The sequence below is a fragment of the Chryseobacterium sp. KACC 21268 genome (assembly GCA_028736075.1).
Taxonomy (GTDB): Bacteria; Bacteroidota; Bacteroidia; order Flavobacteriales; family Weeksellaceae; genus Epilithonimonas.
This window is the reverse complement of sequence record CP117875.1, coordinates 2,843,517-2,867,847: the sequence shown is the minus strand read 5'-3', so window position 1 is coordinate 2,867,847 and position 24,331 is coordinate 2,843,517. Positions and strand designations below refer to the sequence as shown.

The following is a 24,331-nucleotide window of genomic DNA, read 5'->3' as shown; positions in this document are numbered from 1 at the left end:
TGTAATGTTACGTAAATGTTAACTCAATAATGAATTTCAATTTTATTCATACTTATGTGTCTGTTGACTGTGTGGTTTTTGGTTTCGATCACGAGAACCGCCTCAACATTCTGTTGGCTCAAAGATATCTGGATGATATGCCGACAAATAAGCAGAAAAAACTGCCGGGAAGTTTGATCCTGAGTGATGAGGATGTGGACGATGCTGCAGAGAGAGTTCTCCACGAACTCACGGGAATCAAGAAAATGGTTCTCAAACAATTCAAATGTTTTGCAGATCCCAATCGTGCCAGCAACAAGCACGATATCCGCTGGATGGGAGAGGAGTACAAACATAATATTGACAGAATCATCACGGTAGCGTATCTCTCGCTTTGCAAAATAGATCACAAGATCAACAGTGCAAAGTACGACACGGTAGACTGGTGCCCGATAGAAAAGTTGCCGGAATTACCTTTTGACCACAATCAGATTATCAAAGAATCCCTGGTGGAAATCAGGAAGTGGATAGAATCAGACTTCTCTATTATCTTCGAATTGCTTCCTAAGAAGTTTACAATCAGACAGCTTTATCAGTTGTACAATGCGGTGAGTGAGAGAAATATTGATATCAAGAATTTTCATAAGAAGATTTCGTCTTTCAGCTACATCATTCCGCTGGATGAGATTGAAACCAATGTAGCCCACAGAGCAGCCCGATATTATAAATTCGATGCTAAGATTTATAAAAAGAACAATAATAAATTAATCAAATAATCCCCCACACTGTACAATGTATTTGCTTGGATATGATATAGGTAGTTCGTCCGTAAAGGTTTGTCTAATGGAAGCTTCCAGCGGAAAAATTATTGCGTCAGACTTTTCTCCCAAAAAAGAAATGAAAATTTCTGCCCTTCATCCCGGATGGGCAGAGCAGAATCCTTCGGACTGGTGGACTAATTTGAAATTGGCTCACGAATCCGTGATACACCATTCCGGAATTGATCCGGAGGATATCAAAGCTATTGGTATCACTTGGCAAATGCACGGATTGATATTGGTGGACAAGGATCAGAATCTTCTTCGTCCTTCCATCATCTGGTGTGACAGTCGCGCTGTTCCTTACGGCGAAAAAGCATTCAAAGCGATTGGTGAAGAAAAATGTCTTTCCCACCTTTTGAATTCTCCAGGCAACTTTACAGCCTCAAAACTGGCTTGGGTAAAAGAAAACGAACCAGAGATCTTCGAGAAGATTGATAAAATAATGCTTCCCGGAGATTACATCGCAATGAAACTTTCCGGCGAAATAGGAATTACTGTGGAAGGTTTGTCAGAAGGGATTTTTTGGGATTTTAAAAACAACTGCATCTCGGAGGATGTGATTAATTATTACGGCATTCCAAAAAGTTTCTTCCCAGAGATTGTTCCCACTTTTGGAGTTCAAGCAACGGTTTCCGCAGCTGCAGCTCAGGAATTAGGTTTGAAGATCGGAACACCAATTTCCTACAGAGCAGGAGATCAGCCAAACAATGCACTTTCCCTTAATGTTTTCAATCCTGGCGAAATCGCTTCTACAGCAGGAACTTCGGGCGTAGTTTATGGTGTTTTGGATAAATTGGATTATGATAAATTATCAAGAGTCAACACTTTCGCTCACGTGAATCATACAGCGGAGCAGACCAGATTGGGCGTTTTGCTTTGCATCAATGGAACAGGAATTCTGAACTCCTGGCTGAAACATAATTTTGCCACTTCATTATCCTCTTATGGTGATATGAATGACTTAGCATCGCTTTCTCCGATAGGTTCCAAAGGACTCAGCATTATTCCATTCGGAAACGGGGCAGAAAGAGTTTTGGAAAATAAGGAAACAGATTGCTCGATACACGGTATTAATTTCAATATCCATTCCAAAGGCGATATCCTCCGCGCTGCACAGGAAGGAATCGTTTTCTCTTACGAGTACGGAATGGAGATTATGAGAAATATGGGAATGGACATCCAGGTTGTAAAAGCCGGAAATGCCAATATGTTTTTAAGTTCGATTTTCCGCCAGACATTATCCAGTGTCAGCGATGTGGTGATAGAACTTTATGATACAGATGGAGCAGTTGGAGCAGCAAGAGCCGCCGGAATGGGAATCGGATTTTATGCGGACTCCCAGGAAGCCTTTGCTTCATTAGAAAAAATAGCAGTGATAGAACCGGAACACGAAAAAAGAGATCAATATCTAGAGGCTTACGGAAAATGGGATAGTTACCTGAAGCACATTATATAAATCCAAATTAAATAGAAGTTTTTACCAAGCTCGCTGAGACTCAAAAAATCAGTGAGAAGGTTACCTCTATGTCAAAATTTAGAAAATAATTAAATATATAAATTAAGAATTATGAACATTTTAAAAGGAACAAAGGAGTTTTTTCCAGGTGTAGAACAAATCAAATTTGAAGGAAAAGAAAGCAGAAATCCATTGGCATTCCGCTATTATGATGCAGACAGAGTCGTGATGGGAAAACCAATGAAGGAGTGGATGCGTTTCGCAATGGCATGGTGGCACACGTTATGTGCAGACGGCAGCGATCCATTTGGAGGTCCAACTATTCACCACCCTTGGAGTATTGGAAATGATGCCGTTTCCAGAGCAAAATATAAAATGGATGCAGGCTTCGAATTTATGACCAAAATGGGCTTCGGATATTACTGTTTCCATGATGTAGATCTTGTAGATCCTGCAGACAATTGGAAAGATTATGAAAGCAATCTTCAGCAAATTGTAGAGTACGCAAAAGAAAAACAAAATGAATCCGGCATCAAACTACTTTGGGGAACTGCAAACGTTTTCTCGCACGAGAGATATATGAACGGTGCTTCTACCAATCCAAACTTTGATGTTTTGGCTTGCGCAGGAACTCAGGTTAAGAATTCCATCGATGCAACGATTGCACTTGGAGGAGAGAATTATGTATTCTGGGGCGGAAGAGAAGGTTATATGACACTTCTGAATACCGATATGAAGCGTGAGAAAGAGCATTTGGCAAAATTCCTGACAATCTCCCGCGATTATGCACGTCAGCAAGGTTTCACAGGTAATTTCTTAATCGAACCAAAACCAATGGAACCAACCAAACATCAGTATGACTACGATGCAGAAACAGTCATTGGATTCCTAAGACACTACGGTTTGGACAAAGATTTCAAATTGAATCTGGAAGTGAATCACGCTACATTGGCCGGCCATACATTCGAGCACGATTTGCAGGCAGCTGTAGATGCAGGAATGTTGGGAAGCATAGATGCCAACCGCGGAGACAATCAAAATGGTTGGGATACAGACCAGTTCCCGATTGACTACTATGACTTAGCTCAGGCTTGGTTAGCGATTATTCCAAGTGGTGGTTTAGGAACAGGTGGTGTCAACTTCGATGCAAAGATCAGAAGAAACTCTACAGATCCGGAAGATCTATTCATCTCTCACGTATCGGGAATGGATGTTTTCGCAAAAGGATTGTTGGTAGCAGCAGACATTCTGGAAAAATCAGATTATAAAAAATTGAGAACAGAGAGGTATTCTTCTTTTGATAATGGAAACGGGAAAAGCTTTGAAGAAGGAAAACTTACTTTGGAAGATCTTCAGAAAATAGCTCATGAAATTGGCGAGCCACAGAGAAAAAGTGGTAAACAAGAATTGTTTGAAGCTATCGTCAATATGTACATCTAGTACATCGGTTTTTATTAACACTCAAACAAACAAAAATTATGAATAGATTTAATTTTGCCAAAAATAAAGCTGCAATATTCTTTGCAATGGCTTTATTGCCTACGAGCCTTGTTTATTCACAAACGACAAATGATACGGTTTCCGCTAGCGAAAAAAAGATAGAAGAAGTAGTTGTCATCGGATATGGTAAACAGAGGAAAGAGGCTGTTACGGGATCTGTGGTTTCTGTAAAAGGAGATGTGATGAGAGAGGTGCCTTCTGCCAATATCAGTCAGGCTTTGCAGGGTAGAGCAGCGGGTGTGGACATTTCCCAGTCGTCGAGTAAGCCTGGTGCGCCGATGCAGATCAGAATTAGAGGAACGCGTTCTCTTACAGGGAACAATGATCCTTTGATTGTCTTGGATGGGATTCCTTTTCCTGGATCTTTAGCGGATATCAGTCCAAATGATATTCAGAGTTTGGATATTTTGAAAGACGCTTCTGCAACAGCCATCTACGGTTCCCGTGGAGCGAATGGAGTTATATTAATCACTTCCAAAACTGGTAGAAAAAGACAGAAAGCGACATTCTCTTACAACACTTTCACAGGGATTTCCAAGATATTTTCAGAATACCCAATGATGGATGCTGAAAAATTCATCAAACTAAGAGCAGATGCAAATCTATTTGTACAACCGGGTGTTGATGAATCCAATGATGTGAACACAAACTGGCAGGATCTTCTTTATAAAAAAGGAATCGTTACCAACCACGATGTCGGCGTTTCTGGCGGTACAGAGAAAGGTTCTTACAACTTCGGATTCAGTTATTATAATGAGAAATCTGTTCTTCCGGGACAAGGTTTTGAAAGACTGAATTTCAGAGGAAGTTTGGATCAGGAATTAGGGCAATATTTCAGAATTGGAATGTCCAGCAACAATGCTTATACTGTGAACAAAGGTTCTAACCTAGGAATCTATAATGCATTAAGTTCTACACCAATTGCCAATCCTTACAACGCAGACGGAACTTTGAAAGAACGTGTAATAATGTCTGCAGACACACAATATGTGACTACCAGAGAAAGCATAGACAGACTTGGAGATTCTTGGATTGACAAAGCGATAGCCTTCAGTTCCTACAATAATTTCTTCGGGGAATTCAATATTCCTTGGGTGAAAGGACTTAAGCTAAGATCTAATGTCGGTCTGAACTTTAAAACGACAAATTCTGGGTCTTACACCGGAGAGGGTGTTTTCAGCTCAGAACCAAATAATCTTTCTACAGCTTCTATCGGTAATTCGCTTACAACGCATTGGGTAAACGAGAATATCTTAAGTTACGACAGAACGTTTGCAGATAAACACAAAGTGAGTGTTGTTGCATTGCAGTCCCAGGAGCAGACAAAATTTAACAGTTCATTCATCACTGCTAGAGATATCCCAACAGATGCTTTCCAGTTTTACAATTTGGGTCATGCTGAAGGGGAAATTACGATCAATCCAGATCAGCAAGGATATTATATCGCTGGTTTGAAGTCCTGGATGGGACGTGTAATGTATGATTATGACGGGCGTTATATGTTTTCTGCAACCATTAGAGGTGATGGATCTTCAAGGTTATCTCCAGGATATCAGTGGAATATCTATAACGCATTCTCAGCAGGATGGAACGTTGCTAATGAGGATTTTCTTAAAGGTTCACAATACATCAATAATTTGAAATTGCGTTTTGGTTATGGTGGAACGGCGAATCAGGCTGTGACTCCTTATACAACCCTTGGTCAGTTATCTACGACACCGTACAATTTTGGTAACGATTATGCAATGGGATATTATGTTTCCAGGCTACCAAATCCAAAGTTAGGCTGGGAAAATTCTGAAACTTTCAACTACGGTTTAGACTTCGGAATTTTAAACAACAGAATTACCGGTACCTTCGAGTATTATGTGACTAATACCAAAGATTTGCTGTTAGATGTTAATTTACCGGCAACTTCAGGAGCGGAGAGAACACTTTCCAATGTTGGATCTACACAAAACAAAGGTTTCGAAATTTCTCTTAACGGATCAATTATTAATAAGCAGGATTTCAGCTGGGATCTAGGATTTAATTTATCTGCTAATAAGAACAAAATCACATCTTTGGCTTCTGGAGCAACAAGAGATGAGAGTAACTGGTGGTTTGTGGGACATTCTATCAATTCCATCTACGATTATCAGTACGAAGGTCTTTGGCAGAATGGCGATCCCAACTTGAGTACATTGGAACCAGGCGGAAATGTCGGGATGATTAAAGTTCTATACACCGGTGGATACAATGCAGACGGAACACCAGTCAGAGCAATTGGACCTGCGGACAGACAGATTATCAATACAGATCCGGATTTTACAGGTGGTTTTAATACCAGATTGGCTTACAAAAACTTTGATTTGAGTCTTGTGGGCGCTTTCAAAAGTGGAGGTGTTATCATCAGTACACTTTACGGAAACACCAGTTATCTCAATATGCTAAGTGGAAGAAGGAATAACGTGGATGTTGACTACTGGACAGAAGAGAATCCGAATGTGAGATATCCAAAACCAGGCGGAATCCAAAGTAGTAACAATCCAAAATATGGCAGTACTTTAGCCTTATTTGATGCTTCTTATGTAAAAATCAGAACCATCACTTTAGGTTATAACTTTGATCAGGAAGTTTTCAAAAAAGCTGGGATTACAAGGCTGAGATTATATGCCACAGTAACGAATCCATTTGTATTTTTCTCTCCGTATCACGACGAGTCTGGAATGGATCCGGAAAGCAACTCTCTTGGAAACGAGAACCAGGCTGTTAATGATGTCTACAAAAGCAGATTCCTTACAATTGGAACCAACACACCATCTATACGAAACTATATGATCGGTCTAAACTTAACATTCTAAAAATTATTCAAAATGAAAAAATTAAGAATAAATACAGCGGTAACAGCAGTTTTGGCTACATTAGTATTATCTAGCTGTTCAAATGATATATTAGAAGAAACACCGCGTGCAACCTATACATCAGCTTATTTTGAATCAGAGGCAGGCGTTTTAGGGGGTATTACTTATATGTATGCCAATCTACGAAACATCTATGGAAATGGATATTGGCTGAATGCAACCGAAACCGGAACCGACGAATATACTTGGGGACACGGTGCAGACGGTAACTACAAAGATATGGATCTCTCAGGTGTTGGTCAGTTGACGCCGGCAAGCAGCCGTTCTGATGTTTTATGGAACAATGCGTTCAAGTCAATCAATACTTCGAATGGTGTTATAGAAAAAGGCGGTCAGTTCAATATTGCAGGCAGCATCATTGCAGAAGCAAGATTTTTCAGAGGATTTATGTACTTCAATTTAGTTCAGACTTTTGGAGGTGTTCCTTTGGATTTAGGATCAGGAGATTTAGCATTCAATACGAGTACAGTCAGAGGATCCAAGAGAAATACAGTGACTGAGGTTTACACCAAAGCGATTTTTCCAGATCTTATCAAAGCAATTGAAGAGTTGCCAACAGCGCCACGTGTAACTGGAGGTGTGACAAAAACGGTTGCAAGACTTTATTTGGCTAAAGCTTATCTGACTTACGGTTGGTGGCTTCAAAACCCAAACAATATTCCAACATATCCGGAAACACCTAGAGTAGATCCGAATGGTCAAAGTGCGCAATGGTATTTCCAAAGTGCTTATAACATTGCAATGGAAGGTATCAATAATCCTGCAGGTTACGGACTTCAGGCTACTTACTACGATGTAAATGTGGCTCAGAATGATCGTCACAAAGAGATGTTGCTGTTCGCAGACCACACAGAATCTAGTGAATATTATGATGGATCCAGCCACTCATACAATACAGGATCTTCTCCTGGAAACTTTGCGGCTTGGATGACAACTTGGGATTATACATTCTTAGAAAGTTCAACGGACGCAGCTTGGACAGGTGCAAAAATCCGAACGGTTCAAAGAGAAGCGGCGCAAGCTTACGGACGTCCTTGGAAATGTATGGCGCCACCAATTGAAGTGGTGAAAAATACATTTGCTGATAAAACCAATGACTCAAGGTACGACGGAACTTTTGTGACGACTTTCAGATCTAACTGGAACAAAGCAGGAATTTCCACTGGAACTTTATATGGCGCAAATGGATTGCCGGTACAAGTTGGAAGTGCCATTCTAAGTTTTATCGATCAGGACAACACATCCATCGATTACTCAAATGCTGTGTATAAAAGCAATGTTGGAGCAGGTGTTTTACCAGGCAGGGCAGACTTTGTGATTGCTCCAAACGGTATCAACCGATATGCTTATCCAAATCTTTGGAAAATTGGAACTTACAGAACGGATAACGGGAATGGACTTGGCCAGCCAAATGGTGGTATCACGCGTCCTTTTCCGATTGCTAAATTTTCAGAACTTTACTTTGTAGCGGCAGAAGCAGCTGTTAAAGGTGCTACCGGAGCTACAAGTGCAAGAGATTTGATTAATGTCATCAGAGCACGTGCTGGAAAATGGAGATTCAGCAATAACGGAAATGTAGTGAAGAATGAAGATAACAGTGCAGCAATGATAGCAGCAACACCATCTGTAATTACAATTGATTACATTCTTGCAGAAAGATCCAGAGAATATTTTGGAGAAGGCTACAGATGGTTTGATCTTGTGAGAACTCAGAAATGGGGCGAGTTGGCCAAAACCTACACAATTGGAGGCGTTGCATTGACAGATCATACAGCTAAAGTTTACAATAGAACAATTTCAAACTATTTGTATCTGAGACCAATTCCACAGGGACAATTGGAATCAATGGAACTTAGCGCTTCAGAATTGGCAGCGTATCAAAACCCAGGATATTAATTATTAATAATTTTACATTCATATCAATCAAGAACAAAGTAGGTGTAGCCTTTACACCTGCTTTGTTTAATTAAATAAACTACTATGGAAAAAACTTGGCGTTGGTTTGGGAAGAAGGACAAGATCAAATTGGATATGCTCCGCCAAATTGGGGTAGAAGGCATCGTATCTGCACTTCACGACATTCCGAATGGTGAAATCTGGACATTGGAGGCCATCGAGGATTATAAAAACTTTATAGAAAGTTTCGGACTTCGTTGGTCTGTAGTTGAAAGCCTTGCCGTGAGCGAGCCTATCAAGTACGGAGGCGAAAACAGAGACCAACTGATAGAAAATTATATCGAAAGTCTAAAAAATCTTGGCAAAGCAGGCGTGAAAACCGTTTGCTACAACTTTATGCCAGTTTTGGATTGGGCTCGGACAGACCTTTATTTTCAATGGAAAGATGGTTCGTCATCATTGTATTTTGATAAAGCCAAATTTGCCTATTTCGAAATTCACATTCTGAAAAGAGTAGGTGCCGAGGAAGATTACACCCAAGAAATTCTCTCAAAAGTTGAAGAACTAAAAACCACTTTAACCGAGCAAGACAACAATGATCTGATTGATTCCATCATCGTGAAAACACAAGGTTTCGTGAATGGAAACATCAAAGAGGGCGATCAAAATCCAGTTGCCATTTTCAAAAGTCTATTGGCTCTTTATGACGGAATCGACAAAGATCAGCTTCGCCAGAATATGAAATATTTCCTCGAAAAGATTATGCCCGTTTGCGAAGAGTATGACATCCAAATGTGCGTTCATCCAGACGATCCGCCATTTTCATTGTTAGGTTTGCCAAGAATCGTAACCAATGAAGATGACATCGATTGGTTCCTGACTGCGGTCGATAATCCCCACAACGGATTGACTTTTTGCACAGGATCTCTCAGTGCCGGACTTCAAAATGACGTTCCTAAGTTGGCTCAGAAATATGTTTCCAGAACAAAATTTGTCCATCTCAGAAGTACCAATGTTTTCGAAAATGGAGATTTCATAGAAGCCGGACATTTGGAAGGCAGAGGAAAAATCGTTGAGGTCGTCCGAATTTTCGAGAAGGAAAATCCAGCTTTGCCAATGCGCATCGATCACGGACGTCTTTTGACAGATGATATCGACAAAGGCTACAATCCTGGCTATTCTTTCCTGGGAAGAATGTTGGCATTAGGTCAAATTGACGGCGTGATCGCAACAGTTCAAAACGAATTGTCAAATAAAAATTAACAAACAAATCATTTATCAACCATCATTTATCATTTATAAAAAATGAACGAAATATTCAGCATAAAAGGAAAAGTCGCAGTCATTACCGGAGCTTCAGGCGTTCTCGGCGGAAGCTTGGCCAAAAGTTTCATCGAAGCTGGCGCAAAAGTAGTTGCGATTGGCAGAAATCAGAAAATTTTGGATGCGCGTGTCAAAGAACTTACAGAATCCGGAGGCAATGCATTAGCCATCGAGGCCAACATTATGAATATCGAAAGTCTCGAAAATGCTTCAAAACTGATTCTCGAAAAATATGGCAAAATCGATATTTTATTGAATATCGCTGGCGGAAATATTCCTTCGGCAACACTTTCTCCAGACCAATCTTTTTTCGATATGAATATGGAAGGCTGGGATGAGGTGACGGATCTGAACATCAACGGAACGGTTTACCCGAGCTTTGTTTTCGGGAAAGCAATGGCTGATCAGGGAAGTGGAAGCATTATTAATATTTCATCGATGGCGGCATATTCCGCGATTACTAGAGTTGGAGGTTATGCGGCCGCGAAGTCTGCGATTACCAATTTTACCCAATGGTTGGCAACAGATTTGGCACTCAAATTTGGAGATAAGATCCGTGTAAATGCCGTTGCGCCAGGCTTTTTCATTGGTGATCAAAACCGTGCGATTCTCATCAATCCAGACGGATCTTTGACAGACCGAAGCAAAAAAGTAATTGCCAAAACACCAATGCAGAGATTTGGCGAGGTGGAAGAACTTAATGGAACCGTTCAGTTTCTCTGTTCAGACGCGGCAAGTTTTATCACAGGTGCTTTGATTCCTGTTGATGGTGGTTTCAGCGCTTTCAGTGGCGTTTAAAATTGAGTATTATTTTCTTTATACAGTAAGCAAGGCCTTGATTTCAATTTCAATTAAGGTCTTGTTTTTAAAGGTTATTTTCTCAATTTAACTTATCATCAATCTATTAAAAACCTGAGTTTGATTAATAATTGATTGTTATATGGTTTAATTTAAATCAATAGGGTCGGGCTTTAGCCCGGCTACAAAATGTAGAGATTAAAAGGCTTTAGCCAAAAATTATGATAGATTTTGGCTAAAGCCAATCTCGGATTAATATTTTATAAATGGGCTTTAGCCCATTCCTATTGATGTTATTTACAAAATTTAGAAGCAAACTCAGTTTAAAATAAAATAATGAAACAGAATCCAATGAATCTCAATTTTAAAATAAATAGAATCACGCTGATTGCAACAGCATTTTTGACAATCTCTCAACTTTCTGCACAGACTTTTTCAGATTTTCAATACAAAGGGAATGATAAGATCTACTCAGAAAATCCGCTCAAATCCGATGAATTCTATTCGCCGATTCTTCAAGGCTGTTATCCGGATCCGAGCATCACGAGAAAAGGAAACGATTATTATCTGGTCAATTCTTCCTTTGCGATGTTTCCCGGCGTTCCGATTTTTCATTCTAATGATCTGGTAAACTGGAAACAAATTGGTCACGTTCTCGACAGACCTTCCCAATTGAAAGTCGATAAAGCCGGATTCTCCGAAGGAATATACGCGCCCGACATCAAATATAACAAGCACAACGACACATTTTATATGATAACCACGCAGATCGCGAGCGGAATCGGAAATATGGTCGTAAAAACAAAAGATCCGAAAAAAGGCTGGAGCGAAGTTCAAAAACTAAACTTTGATGGAATCGATCCTGCGATTTTTTTTGATGATGACGGGAAAGCCTACATCGTTCACAACGATGCGCCACCAAAAGGAACCGAGCAATACAGCGGTCACAGAGTGATCAAAATCTGGGATTACGATTTGGAAAAAGATCAAGTAGTTGCAGGTTCGGACAAAATTATCGTGAATGGAGGCGTGGACATCACCCAAAAACCGATTTGGATAGAAGGTCCACATTTGTACAAAAAAGACGGAAAATATTTCCTGATGTGCGCAGAAGGCGGAACTGGAGGCAATCACAGCGAGGTGATTTTTATGTCAGATTCTCCGAAAGGTCCGTTTGTTCCAAGCAAAAATAATCCGATTCTCACGCAAAGATATTTCCCAAAAGACAGAAAAGACAAAGTGGATTGGGCTGGCCACGCCGATCTGGTGGAAACGCCTGATGGCAAGTATTACGGCGTGTTTTTAGCGATTCGTCCTAATGAAAAAAACAGAGTGACAACTGGACGCGAAACCTTCATTTTGCCTGTGGATTGGAGCGGAACTTATCCAGTTTTTCAAAACGGTTTGGTGCCGATGAAACCAAAATTAAAATTACCAAACGGCGTGAAAAATCAAACCAATGAAAACGGATTTTTTCCAAATGGGAATTTCACGTTTAATGATGATTTAAAAAAATCTCAATTGGATTACCGATGGATTGCGATGCGTGGACCGCGTGAAAGTTTTATTTCTCAGACTAAAAATGGTGTTAAGATCAATCCTTTTTCGACGAATATTAAAGCGAAAGCACCAGTTTCTGCATTGTTTCACAGACAGCAACACGCCACTTCGGAAACTTCTGTGACCTTGGATTTCAGACCAAAATCTGAAAAAGAATTGGCGGGAATCACTTGCTATCAAAGCGAAAATTTTAATTACGTTTTTGGAATTACGAAGAAGGACAAAGATTTCTACATCGTTTTGGAACGTACGGAAAAAGGAAATTCGACGATAATTTCTAGTGAGAAGATTTCACTTTCAAAAAATATTCAGCTTCAGGTTTCTGTGGTGGCCGATGATTACCAATTCAATTATTCTTTGGATGGGAAAAATTACAAGAATCTTGGTGGAAAAGTTTCTGGTGATATTCTATCAACGGATGTTGCAGGCGGATTCACCGGAAGTTTGATTGGCTTATATGCAACTTCGGATAATGACATTAAATTTTAAATATTTATGAGTCAATTAATTAAAATAAATTATTTGAAGTTTTTTTTATTATTAATGATATTCTCCTTTTTCATTAATGTAAAAGCGACCGAACCTTTCATCACGACAGAAAAAAGTTCTGAAACGCTCATTATCAAAGAGAAATCAACGAAACTTTCAATCTTCACAAATTCTTCCAGTGATAAAGGAATTCTGAGAGCTGTCAATAATCTTCAATCCGATTTTCAAAAAGTCACAGGCGAAACTCCGATTATCATTAATCAAATTTCAAATTCAAATTCGCCATTGATTATCATTGGAACGATTGAAACCAATTCAATCGTTGATGAATTAATCAAACAGAAAAAAATCAGCGAGAAAGATTTAAAGGGAAAACGGGAAAAATATCTTATTCAAAATATCAAAGATTTCAACGGAATCTCAGAAATCATCGTGATTGCTGGAAGCGACAAACGCGGAACCATCTACGGAATCTATGAATTTTCCAAGCAAATCGGTGTTTCGCCGTGGCATTATTGGGCAGATGTTCCGGTCAAAAAATCTGAAAATCTGTACTTCAAAAAAGGAATTTACACAGACAACGAGCCAGCCGTAGAATACCGCGGAATTTTCCTGAATGATGAAGAACCATCGCTCGGAACGTGGGCGAGAACGACTTTTGGCGGAATAAATTCCAAGTTTTATGAGAAAGTTTTTGAATTGATTTTGAGACTCAAAGGTAATTATCTTTGGCCAGCGATGTGGGGAAAAGCCTTCTACGACGATGATCCTCAAAACGGAATTTTGGCCGACGAAATGGGAATTGTGATGGGTACTTCTCACCACGAACCGATGGCTTTGGCGCAAACCGATTGGCATCGTTATATCAAAAAAAACAATCTGCCGAACGTTTGGGATTATTCCAAAAACGCAAAAGTGTTGCAAGAGTTCTGGAAATCCGGAATCGAGCGAAGCAAAAATTGGGAAAAGCTCGTAACCGTCGGGATGCGTGGCGACGGCGACGAAGCAATGGGAGAAGATACCAATATTTCTTTGCTGGAAAATATCGTCAAAGACCAGCGGAAAATTATCCAGAATGTGACCGGGAAAAATCCGAACAAAACGCCTCAGGTTTGGGCTTTGTACAAGGAAGTTCAGGATTATTATGATGAAGGAATGAAAGTTCCGGACGATGTGATCTTGCTCTTTTGTGATGACAATTGGGGCAACGTCCGCAAGCTTCCTGATCTGAGCAAACCTTTGCACAAAGGCGGTTACGGGATGTATTATCATTTTGATTACGTTGGCGGACCACGGAATTCGAAATGGATCAACATCAGTCCCATCCAACGTGTTTGGGAGCAGATGAATTTGACTTATGAACACGGCGTTGACAAGATTTGGGTCGTAAACGTTGGCGATTTGAAACCAATGGAATTTCCGATCAGTTTCTTTATGGAAATGGCTTGGAATCCGAAACAATTCAATGCCGACAATCTTTTGGAATACACGGAAAATTGGGCATCTGAACAGTTTGGAGAAAAGCATTCCAAGGAAATCGCGAGGATGATCAATCTTTATGCAAAATACAACCGAAGAGTGACGCCGGAAACTTTGGACAGCAAAACTTACAGTCTGGAAAATTACAACGAATTTGAAACTGTTGTGAATGATTACACAAAACTTTCACTCGATGCAAACCGCTTGTACAACGAGATTCCTGCTGAATATAAAGATGCGTATTTCCAATTGGTTTTGTATCCGATCGATGCTTGCAGTAATTTGTATGAATTGTATTTTAATGTCGCAAAAAACCACCAATTAGCCTCGAAAAAAGACACCAGAGCGAATGATTTTGCCGACAAAGCGAAACAGAATTTTGAATATGATTCGGTTCTTCAAAACAAATACAACAACGAAATCTCTGGCGGAAAGTGGAAACACACGATGGATCAAACCAGAATTGGTTACGACAATTGGCAACAGCCGGACAAAAATAAATTACCGGAATTGATTTATTTAAATGAAAATGAAAGTTCAAAAAGTAAGATTTTCAGAGAAAAAGACTGCTACATTTCTATCGAAGCAGAGCATTTTTCACGCAAAAATAATTCAGATAAAATCGAATGGAAAGTGATTCCGGACTTTGGGAAAACATTATCAGGAGTGACGACTTTTCCTCAAAATATTTCTCCCCAACGAAATGAAAATGTGTCGCTTGAATATGAAGTTGATTTCACTTCAATTGGAGAATTTGAAGTTCAGTTGTTATTGGCGCCGACGCTTAATTTTAATTCGAACAAAGGTCTTCGTTACGAGATTTCTTTTGATAATGAAAAACCTCAAATTGTTAATTTCAATGGTCATTATCGTGGAGAATTAGGGCAATGGCAATCGGAACACATCATCAAATCCAAAACGAAACATCAAATTTCAAAAACTGGAAAACATACCTTGCGATTCCGAGTTTTGGATGCGGGAATTGTTCTACAAAAAATATTGATTGATACTGGCAGACTCAAAGATTCTTATCTTGGTGCACCGGAAAGTGATTTTGTAAATTAGTTAGATTTTAAGTTAATGAAAGATATTCAAGTGTCAGATTACGGGACAATGGCTGACGGAAATGTTGTCAAAAAATATACCTTTACCAACAAAAATGGGATGAAGTTGGAAGTCATCAATTTTGGTGGAATCATCACTTCTCTCACAGCTCCTGACAGAAATGGAAATTACGAGGATGTGGTTTTAGGATTCACAAAACCAGAAGATTATTTCAATGAAAATCCATATTACCTTGGAGCCATCATCGGAAGATACGGAAACAGAATTGCGAACGGAAAATTTGAAATTGATGGAAAAACGTATCAAGTCGATCAAAATGATCATTCTAATAATCTTCACGGCGGAAAAAATGGTTTTCACACCAAGTTTTGGAATATTGAAATTGTAAACCACTCAGAATTTCCAACTTTAAAACTGACTTACACAAGTCCAGACGGCGAAGAAGGTTTCCCTGGAAATCTAAAAACTACAGTTTTTTATACTTTGACCGACGATGATTCTTTAGAAATTTCTTACGAAGCCGAAACCGACCAACCGACAATTGTCAATCTGACGCAACATTCATATTTCAATCTTTCTGGAGATTTTACCAAAAAAATTACTGACCACGAATTGCAGATTGAAGCCAATCAATATCTTCCAACAAACTCAACGATGATTCCAACTGGGGAATTGAAAAATGTTGAAAACACAGCTTTTGATTTTACAGTTTCAAAGCCAATCGGAAAAGATATTAATCAAGATGATGAGCAATTGAAACTTGGAAAGGGCTACGATCACAATTATATTCTGAATGGAAATGGACTTAGAAATATCGCCAAAGTTCATCATCCGGAATCGGGTAGAGTGATGGAAGTCTTGACAACCGAACCAGGCGTTCAGTTCTATTCCGGCAATTTCCTCGATGGAAAATTTGAAACAAAAACTGGCGGAAAAAGTGAAAAGAGAACGGGGTTTTGTTTGGAAACTCAGCATTTTCCAGATTCTCCAAATCAACCAGATTTCCCATCAACAATGTTGAAACCGGGAGAAAAATATGATTCAAAAACGATTTACAAATTTTCAGTTTTCAGTTAAACTTTAAACTATTATTCTCAATACTTAATTGTATTTCTAGTGATTTTGATTTGATATTTCGGGCAGATGACGTGGAAAGCATTTTTTGACCCAAATTTTAGTTATTAATCTTTTTAATAAACATTACTTTTTGTAAAGAATCACATTAAATTTATATGAACCGAATGTTAAAATTGTGTTAAAGTTTGCAGTCGAATCATTAGCCTTTTCATAAAAAGTTCTTCAAAGGGATATCTTTTAAAATACGATAAGCCAAGCAAAATAAAAATTTTGAAAAATATGCATTTCCTTTTAATGTATTTGCAGATAAAGAATTCCGATGGATACGGTAAGTTTTACTGTGTTTTTGTAATCTTATTTTTTATGATAAGTCAGTGCAGTAATTGTATAATTTTAGGAGGTCTTGAATCTCGTTTTAGTGCATTAAATCTAATGTTGACGCGAAAATGTTTTGTATGTAGATACTTTCTTTTATTTTTAGAAATGTAGAATTACGACTTATTAATAACGAAGAGAGGAATTATCAATTTTTCACTAATTGAAGCAGGAGAAATAAGATCATTAATTTATAAAATCAAGATTAAGAAACTTTCAAAAAACTCTCGTATGAATTTCAATAAGAGCTTTATTCTTTTTAGTATTGCAGCTTCATTTTTTCTTAAGGCACAGGAAATTCCTTATCTGCAGAAAAAAGGAACAGCAACCCAATTGATGGTGGACAAAAAACCATTCCTGATCTTGGGCGGAGAATTAGGCAATTCATCAGCTTCATCTTTTCAGGATATTGAAAGAGATTTTCCTAAGCTTCAGAAAATGGGACTTAATACAGTTTTGGTTCCGGCTTATTGGGATCTGATAGAGCCGGAGGAAGGGAAATATGATTTCAGTTTGATTGATAAGTCAATTGATGAAGCTAAGAAAAATAACCTCAAAGTAGTTTTCCTTTGGTTTGGTTCGTACAAAAATTCGATGTCCTGCTATGCGCCACTTTGGTTCAAACAGGATTACAAAAAGTATCCGAGAGCATATTCTAAAGCTGGAAAACCGCTGGAAATTGCAAGTTCATTTTCCGATAATGTTTTGAAAGCGGACAACAAGATTTTTGGAGAATTAGTCAAACATATTGCAGCGACTGACAAAGAAAAAACAGTCATTATGATTCAGGTGGAAAATGAGATCGGAATGCTGGAAGGCGCGCGAGATTATTCCAAAGAAGCCAATGCCATTTTCAATGCGCAGGTTCCTGAAACATTAATAAAATTCTTGGTTAAAAATAAAAAAGACCTGCATCCTTCATTATCAGAAAAATGGGGTAAATCGGGTTTCAAAACCAAAGGAAACTGGCAGGAAATTTTCGGTGCAGATTTGTACACAGATGAACTTTTCACCGCGTATTCTTACGGACTTTATGTTGAGAAATTGGCAAAGACATCGCACTCGATTCATAATCTACCTTTGTACATCAACGCTGCGATGAACAGCAGAAACCGTCAACCTGGAGAATATCCTGCGGGCGGACCATTGGCACATTTGATTGATATTTGGCACGCATCTGCACCAAGCATCGATATTCTTGCTCCGGATTTGTACGATGGAGATTTCGTTTCTTGGTCAGCAAAGTACAGACTTCATAACAATCCGTTATTTGTTCCGGAAATCAAAATGACGCAGAACAATGGCGTTCAGGCTTTTTATGCTTTCGGAGAACACGATGCTATTGGTTACAGTCCTTTCTCAATCGAAAATAATTCGGAAGCTGGAGGCAAAAGGTTGGCAGATGCCTATTCCAAATTAAAACAATTGATGCCTTTGCTGACAAAGTATCAGGGGCAAGGCGCGTCAAAAGGATTATTGTTCGATCAGAAAAGTACGGAGCGAATCATTAATTATGATGATCTTAAAATAACAGCGAGACATTATTTCTCATTGCCTTGGGATCCACGTTCCAAAGACGGAAGTACTTGGCCGGAAGGCGGTGGATTGATTCTGAGAATTGCCAAAGACGAATACATCGTTGCAGGAAGCGGAATCGTAGTAGAATTCGAGAAAGAAAGCGAGAAAAAAGTAATCCAGGCAAAAGATTTGGGCGAAGATGGTTTTGCAGCACAAGGCGGAAAAGAAAAAACGCAATCGGTCTGGAACGGCGGTTCGCGGGCAGGCATTGGACCTGTAGACGAAATTGGTTTGGATGAAAATGGAAAATTTGTTTTCATCAGAAGACTCAATGGCGACCAGACTCACCAAGGCAGACACGTCAGAATTGGAGTGGATGACTTCCAGATTCTGCATGTTAAACTTTATGAGTATAAATAATATTCGGAATGAAAAATATTAGAATATTCAGATCTATTTTACTTTTTGGCATTTTACTTTTCGCAGGAAATTTTCTTTTTGCAAAAGTGAAATTTCCGGCTTTGGTGTCGGACGGAATGGTTTTGCAGAGAGACCAGAAAATCAAAATCTGGGGAAAAGCAGATCCGAATGAAAAAATAAAGGTCACATTTCTGAACAAAAAATATGCTGCCATTTCAAATGAAAATGGCGATTGGAAAATCAGCTTACCAAAAATTAAAGCCGGTGGTCCCTATTTTATGACCATTAATGAAATCACTTTGAAAGACATTATGATTGGCGATGTCTGGCTAGCATCAGGGCAATCTAATATGGAACTTCCGATGCGAAGAGTGAAACCGCTTTATGAAGATGAAATTAAAAATGCCAACAATCCAAACATTAGATTTTTCACGGTTCCTCAAAAATATAACTTCAAAGCTCCAGAGAATGACTTTGAAACTGGAAAATGGGAAAGTGCCAGTCAGCAAACAATCGTCAATTTTTCTGCGGTTGCCTATTTTTTCGCCAAGGAATTAAATCTCAAAAATAAAGTAGCAATTGGAATTATCAACGCGAGTTTAGGCGGTTCACCAATCCAAGCCTGGATGGACACCAATTCTCTGAAAAAATATCCTGAATCTCTTGAGGAAGCAGAAAAATGGAAAAATGATGATCTAATAAAATCAACGGAATCTAACGAACAAACATTGAGCAAAGCCTGGTATTCAGAATTAGATCAAAGCGATATTGGATTAAATCAGAACTGGAAAGATGTTTCACTCAATGATTCTGACTGGAAAACAATGAAAATTCCAGGATCTTGGGAAGACAAAGAAGGATCTTTTGACGGTTCAGTTTGGTTCAGGAAAGAAATTAATTTAACCAAAAATCAGACTGGAAAAGCTGCATTTCTGAATCTTGGAAGAATCAAAGATGCCGATGAAACTTACATTAATGGAGTGAAAGTCGGCAATGTAACTTATGAATATCCGCCAAGATGGTACGACATTCCAGCTGGTGTTCTGAAAGAAGGAAAAAATATCATCACCGTCAGAGTGATCAATGGAAGCGGGAAAGGAGAATTCATCGCAGACAAACCATACTATCTGGAAATTGATGGTCAAAAAATATCGTTAGAAGGTGAATGGAAATATAAAATCGGAACCAAAATGGAGAAAATGGCTCCGGGACAAACCTTCATCCGCTGGAAACCGACAGGACTTTACAACGCGATGATCAATCCTTTGATAAATTATATTATTAAAGGTTTCCTCTGGTATCAGGGAGAAAGCAACACCAAAAAACCGAAGGAGTACGGCGATCTTTTGACCACGATGATTTCAGATTGGCGAACGAAATGGAAGCAGGATTTACCATTTTTAATTGTTCAGCTCGCCAATTTTATGGAAGCTAAAAAACAACCTGTTGAAAGCAATTGGGCAGAACTTAGAAATCAACAACGTCAGGTTTCTTTGAAAGTTCCAAATACGGGATTGGCCGTCATCACAGATATTGGCGAGTGGAATGACATTCATCCATTAAACAAAAAAACAGTTGGCGACAGACTCGCTTTGCAGGCTTTAAAAATCGCTGATAAAAAGAATGTCATTGCAGATGGTCCTGTTTATCAATCAATGAAAATTGATGGCAACAAAATCATACTTTCATTCAAAAAAGGAATGGATGATTTTATGCAAATTCAGGAATTAAAAGGCTTTGCAGTCAAAGATAAAACCGGAATTTACAAATGGGCAGATGCCAGAATCGAAGGAAATAAAATCATTGTCTGGAACGATCAAATCCAAAATCCGATTGCGGTGAGATACAACTGGGCAGACAATCCCGAGGGAAACCTCAGAAACAAAAGCGGCCTTCCTGCATCGCCCTTCACCACAGAATAAAAATTTAATTTAATAGAATTAATCATTTCAAAAATGGACAACAACGCACAAAAAATATCAGTAATAGAAAAAGTTGGCTACAGTCTTGGCGATCTGGCTGCAAATCTGGTTTTTCAGACTTTGGTAACTTATCTGGCCTACTTCTACACCGATATCTACGGACTGAAGGCGGAAGACGCTTCTGTCATTACACTCGTAGTCGGTTTGATTGCTGGTTTTGGATTCAATCCGGTCATTGGCGCTTTGGCAGACCGAACTAGGACCAAATATGGGAAGTTCCGTCCGTGGATTTTGTTTACAGCAATTCCGTTGGGTGTTGCAGCGTTGTTTGCTTTTAGCACGCCGGATTTTTCTTACAAAGGAAAAATGATTTATGCAGCGGCCACTTACACTTTATTACTGTTGCTTTATTCGGCTAATAATTTACCGTATTCAGCTCTGAGCGGCGTTATTACGGGAGATATGAAGGAGCGAAACAGCATTTCATCTTATCGTTTTGTGGCGGTGATGTTTGCTCAGTTTTTCGTACAGGTTTTTATGCTGCCGATTATTTTTTCTGCAGGAAACGGCGACAAAGCTGTCGGGATTGAAAGCGTAATGACCTGGCTGGCAATCATCGGATCTGTGATGTTGCTGATCACATTTTTCACGACGAAGGAAAGAGTCATTCCAAAACCAGAACAGGAATCCAGTTTGAAAGCCGACCTCAAAGACTTGTTTCAAAATAAGCCTTGGGTCATCACCTTGTGTGTTACAACTTTGATTTTTATCACTTTGGCAATGAAAGGTGGTTCTTATGTTTATTATTTTAATAATTATGTTGATGAAACGGCACTGGCAAATTTTATTTCTCCAATCACTTCATTTTTCAATTCTATCGGGATGAATTTCTTTGGAGAAGATCCAAGATCGGCAGGTTTTGGATTGTTCAATGCAGGCGGAATCATTATGATGATTGTAGGAATTACTTTCTCAAAAAGATTTGCTGACAGATTCGGGAAGCGTGATGTTTTTATGACGTCATTATTCATCGCAACTGTATTTGTTTTCGTGTTCATTTTTTATCCGCCGAAAGCTGTTGGGATGATGTTTTTATCTCAGGTTTTGCACGGTTTCTTCTACGGTATCGGAACGCCGCTTTTGTGGGCAATGATTGCTGATGTAGCCGATTATTCTGAATGGAAAAACAACCGGAGAGCAACAGCCATAATCTTCTCTGCAATGATGGTTGGACTGAAAGTCGGCTTGAGCATCGGAAGCTCACTGGTCGCTTTGATTATTGGTAAGTACGGTTACATTTCTACAGAAGGAACTCAAGATGTCATTCAGCCGGAAACGGTTTCAGCAGGAGCAAAAATGCTCGTCAGTATTTTCCCGTCGATCCCATTTTTCCTTGCTTGTGGATTGCTTTTCTTTTATAAAATCGATAAAAAATTAGAAGTGCAGATCGAACACGATTTAGCAGAAAGAAGAAAAAAATAATTGAATCATGTGGAATCGCCCATTACTTTCAAAAGCTAATAAGTAAAAGGGGTGAGCGAATGTGACAATTAAAAAATAAAATTTACATATGAAACAGGTAATCATTTCCTTAAGCTTTGCGGCCATAACTATTTCAAATAGTGTTTTCGCCCAAAAACAAACGGCCTCAACACTCAAATCAGCGTACAAAGATGATTTTTTTATCGGTGCGGCATTGGGTCTTTCACAGATTTATGAGGACGACAAAAGTTCTGTCGATGTTGTTAAAAATCAATTCAGTTCCATAGTGGCGGAAAACTGTATGAAGTCTATGTATCTACAACCGAAAGAAGGACAGTTTTTCTTTGATGACGCAGACAGATTCGTAGCGCTTGGAGAAAAATATAATATGTTTACCATTGGTCACACTTTGATCTGGCATTCACAATTGGCAAGCTGGTTTTTTGTGGATGAGAATGGAAAAGATGTCTCTCCCGAAGTTTTGAAGCAACGAATGAAATCTCATATCCAAACCATCGTTTCCCGGTATAAAGGAAAAGTAAAAGGTTGGGATGTGGTAAATGAAGCGATTATGGAAGATGGTTCTTACCGTAAATCAAAATTCTACGAAATTCTCGGCGAAGAATTTATTCCATTAGCGTTCAAATATGCTCAGGAAGCGGATCCAAATGCAGAATTATACTACAATGATTACAACGAATGGTATCCAAAAAAGATAGAAACCATCGTAAAAATGGTTAAGAATATAAAATCCAAAGGCATCAGAATAGACGGCGTCGGAATGCAGGCTCACGTGGAAATGAACAGTCCCACAATGGCTGAATATGAAAATGCCATTATAAAATATGCCGCATCTGGCGTCAAAATAAATATCACAGAGTTGGACATCAGCGCGTTACCGGTTCCGAAAGGTCAGTCTGGAGCCAACATCGCCGATACTTTTGCATACAATAAAGAAATTAATCCTTACGTCAATGGACTTCCAAGAGATGTGGAGGAGAAGTGGGAAAATAGATACGCCGATTTCTTCAGCCTGTTCCTGAAACACAAAGACAAAATCAGAAGAGTGACATTGTGGGGCGTCACAGATTCCCAGTCCTGGAAAAACGATTTCCCGGTTAAAGGCCGCACCGATTATCCTTTATTCTTTGACCGAAACTGCAATGCAAAACCAGTCGTCGAAAAAATCATCAAACTCGCTGAGAAAAAATAATTTTAAGCTATATTATCTATCAGTCTCTCATCTAAAAATCTAAATAAAAAATGAACAAAGCAAAATACCTTTTCCCGAAAGATTATATGGCAGATCCTTCTGTTCACGTTTTCGAAGGTAAAATCTATATTTATCCATCCCACGACCGCGAAAGTGGAATAGAGGAGAACGACAATGGCGACCATTTCGATATGAATGATTACCATGTTTTTTCTCTGGATGATGTTGAGAATGGTGAGGTGACAGATCACGGCGTTGTACTTTCTGTGAAAGATATTCCTTGGTCTGGTCGTCAGCTTTGGGATTGCGATGTGGCTTTCAAAGACGGTAAATATTATATGTATTTTCCTTTGAAAGATAAAAATGACATTTTCAGAATCGGAGTTGCGGTGAGCGACAAACCTTATGGCCCTTTCGTTCCCGAGAAACATCCGATATTGGGAAGCTACAGCATCGATCCCTGTATTTTCGAGGATGAAGGCAAACATTATATGTATTTCGGAGGTATCTGGGGCGGACAATTGCAGCGTTACAGAAACAACAAAGCTTTGGAATCTGCCGCAATTCCAAATGAAGAAGAGCCGGCAATTCCGTCAAAAGTGGCTTTGTTGAGTGATGATATGCTGGAGTTTGCCGAAGAACCAAAAGACTTATTGATTTTAGATAAAAACGGAGACGAATTACTTCACGGCAATCCTCACAGATTCTTCGAAGCATCTTGGACGCACAAGTACAACGGCAAATATTACTTTTCATATTCCACAGGAGATTCTCATCTTTTATGTTATGCTATTGGTGAAAATCCGTACGGACCATTCACCTATCAAGGTGTGATTCTGACGCCGGTTGTTGGCTGGACCACGCATCACAGCATCGCAGAATTCAAAGGGAAATGGTATCTGTTCTTCCACGATTCTGTACCGAGTGAAGGCAAAACCTGGCTCAGAAGTATGAAAGTGGTTGAATTAGAATATAATGAGGATGGCACTTTCAAAACCATCGAAGGATTAGATTAAATTAACCTTTGCCCAACCCATAGGTTTCAATACCGATAA

The 24,331-nt window shown here is 39.1% G+C and carries 15 protein-coding genes; all 15 read left to right on the top strand.

Annotation, left to right across the window (positions count from 1 at the left end; genetic code table 11):
- The first annotated feature begins 29 nt into the window (after positions 1-29).
- A complete protein-coding gene (locus tag PQ459_13285; GenBank protein WDF45871.1) occupies positions 30-755 on the top strand; it encodes an NUDIX domain-containing protein in 726 nt (241 codons plus the stop codon).
- Positions 756-771: 16 nt separating this feature from the next.
- The gene (locus PQ459_13280) at positions 772-2,256 is read left to right on the top strand and encodes an FGGY family carbohydrate kinase (GenBank protein WDF45870.1); all 1,485 of its coding nucleotides are present in this window, start codon (positions 772-774) and stop codon (positions 2,254-2,256) included.
- A 111-nt stretch (positions 2,257-2,367) separates the two neighbouring features.
- A complete protein-coding gene (gene xylA, locus PQ459_13275) occupies positions 2,368-3,696 on the top strand; it encodes a xylose isomerase (GenBank protein ID WDF45869.1) in 1,329 nt (442 codons plus the stop codon).
- Positions 3,697-3,734: 38 nt separating this feature from the next.
- Complete coding sequence (locus PQ459_13270; GenBank protein ID WDF45868.1) at positions 3,735-6,599, top strand: SusC/RagA family TonB-linked outer membrane protein; 2,865 nt, start codon at positions 3,735-3,737, stop codon at positions 6,597-6,599.
- Between the two features lie 12 nt (positions 6,600-6,611).
- On the top strand, positions 6,612-8,555 hold the full coding sequence (locus PQ459_13265) for a RagB/SusD family nutrient uptake outer membrane protein (GenBank protein ID WDF45867.1): 1,944 nt from the start codon (positions 6,612-6,614) through the stop codon (positions 8,553-8,555).
- Between the two features lie 84 nt (positions 8,556-8,639).
- On the top strand, positions 8,640-9,818 hold the full coding sequence (gene uxuA / locus PQ459_13260; protein ID WDF45866.1) for a mannonate dehydratase: 1,179 nt from the start codon (positions 8,640-8,642) through the stop codon (positions 9,816-9,818).
- Positions 9,819-9,860: 42 nt separating this feature from the next.
- The gene (locus PQ459_13255; GenBank protein ID WDF45865.1) at positions 9,861-10,676 is read left to right on the top strand and encodes an SDR family oxidoreductase; all 816 of its coding nucleotides are present in this window, start codon (positions 9,861-9,863) and stop codon (positions 10,674-10,676) included.
- 336 nt (positions 10,677-11,012) lie between these two features.
- Positions 11,013-12,725, top strand: coding sequence for a glycoside hydrolase family 43 protein (locus tag PQ459_13250; GenBank protein ID WDF45864.1), 1,713 nt, complete (start codon positions 11,013-11,015; stop codon positions 12,723-12,725).
- Positions 12,726-12,758: 33 nt separating this feature from the next.
- Positions 12,759-15,269 carry a glycosyl hydrolase 115 family protein gene (locus tag PQ459_13245; protein ID WDF45863.1) on the top strand — a complete coding sequence of 837 codons (2,511 nt, stop codon included), beginning with the start codon at positions 12,759-12,761 and terminating at the stop codon, positions 15,267-15,269.
- A 15-nt stretch (positions 15,270-15,284) separates the two neighbouring features.
- A complete protein-coding gene (locus tag PQ459_13240; GenBank protein ID WDF45862.1) occupies positions 15,285-16,346 on the top strand; it encodes a galactose mutarotase in 1,062 nt (353 codons plus the stop codon).
- A gap of 606 nt (positions 16,347-16,952) precedes the next feature.
- A complete protein-coding gene (locus PQ459_13235; GenBank protein ID WDF45861.1) occupies positions 16,953-18,659 on the top strand; it encodes a DUF5597 domain-containing protein in 1,707 nt (568 codons plus the stop codon).
- Positions 18,660-18,667: 8 nt separating this feature from the next.
- Positions 18,668-20,581, top strand: coding sequence for a sialate O-acetylesterase (locus tag PQ459_13230; GenBank protein WDF45860.1), 1,914 nt, complete (start codon positions 18,668-18,670; stop codon positions 20,579-20,581).
- A 33-nt stretch (positions 20,582-20,614) separates the two neighbouring features.
- Positions 20,615-22,063, top strand: a complete 1,449-nt coding sequence (locus PQ459_13225; protein ID WDF45859.1) for an MFS transporter — start codon at positions 20,615-20,617, stop codon at positions 22,061-22,063.
- Between the two features lie 88 nt (positions 22,064-22,151).
- Positions 22,152-23,276 (top strand): endo-1,4-beta-xylanase, encoded by a 1,125-nt coding sequence (locus PQ459_13220; GenBank protein ID WDF45858.1) that lies wholly within the window; start codon positions 22,152-22,154, stop codon positions 23,274-23,276.
- A 50-nt stretch (positions 23,277-23,326) separates the two neighbouring features.
- Complete coding sequence (locus PQ459_13215; GenBank protein WDF45857.1) at positions 23,327-24,292, top strand: glycoside hydrolase family 43 protein; 966 nt, start codon at positions 23,327-23,329, stop codon at positions 24,290-24,292.
- The last annotated feature ends 39 nt before the right edge of the window (positions 24,293-24,331 follow it).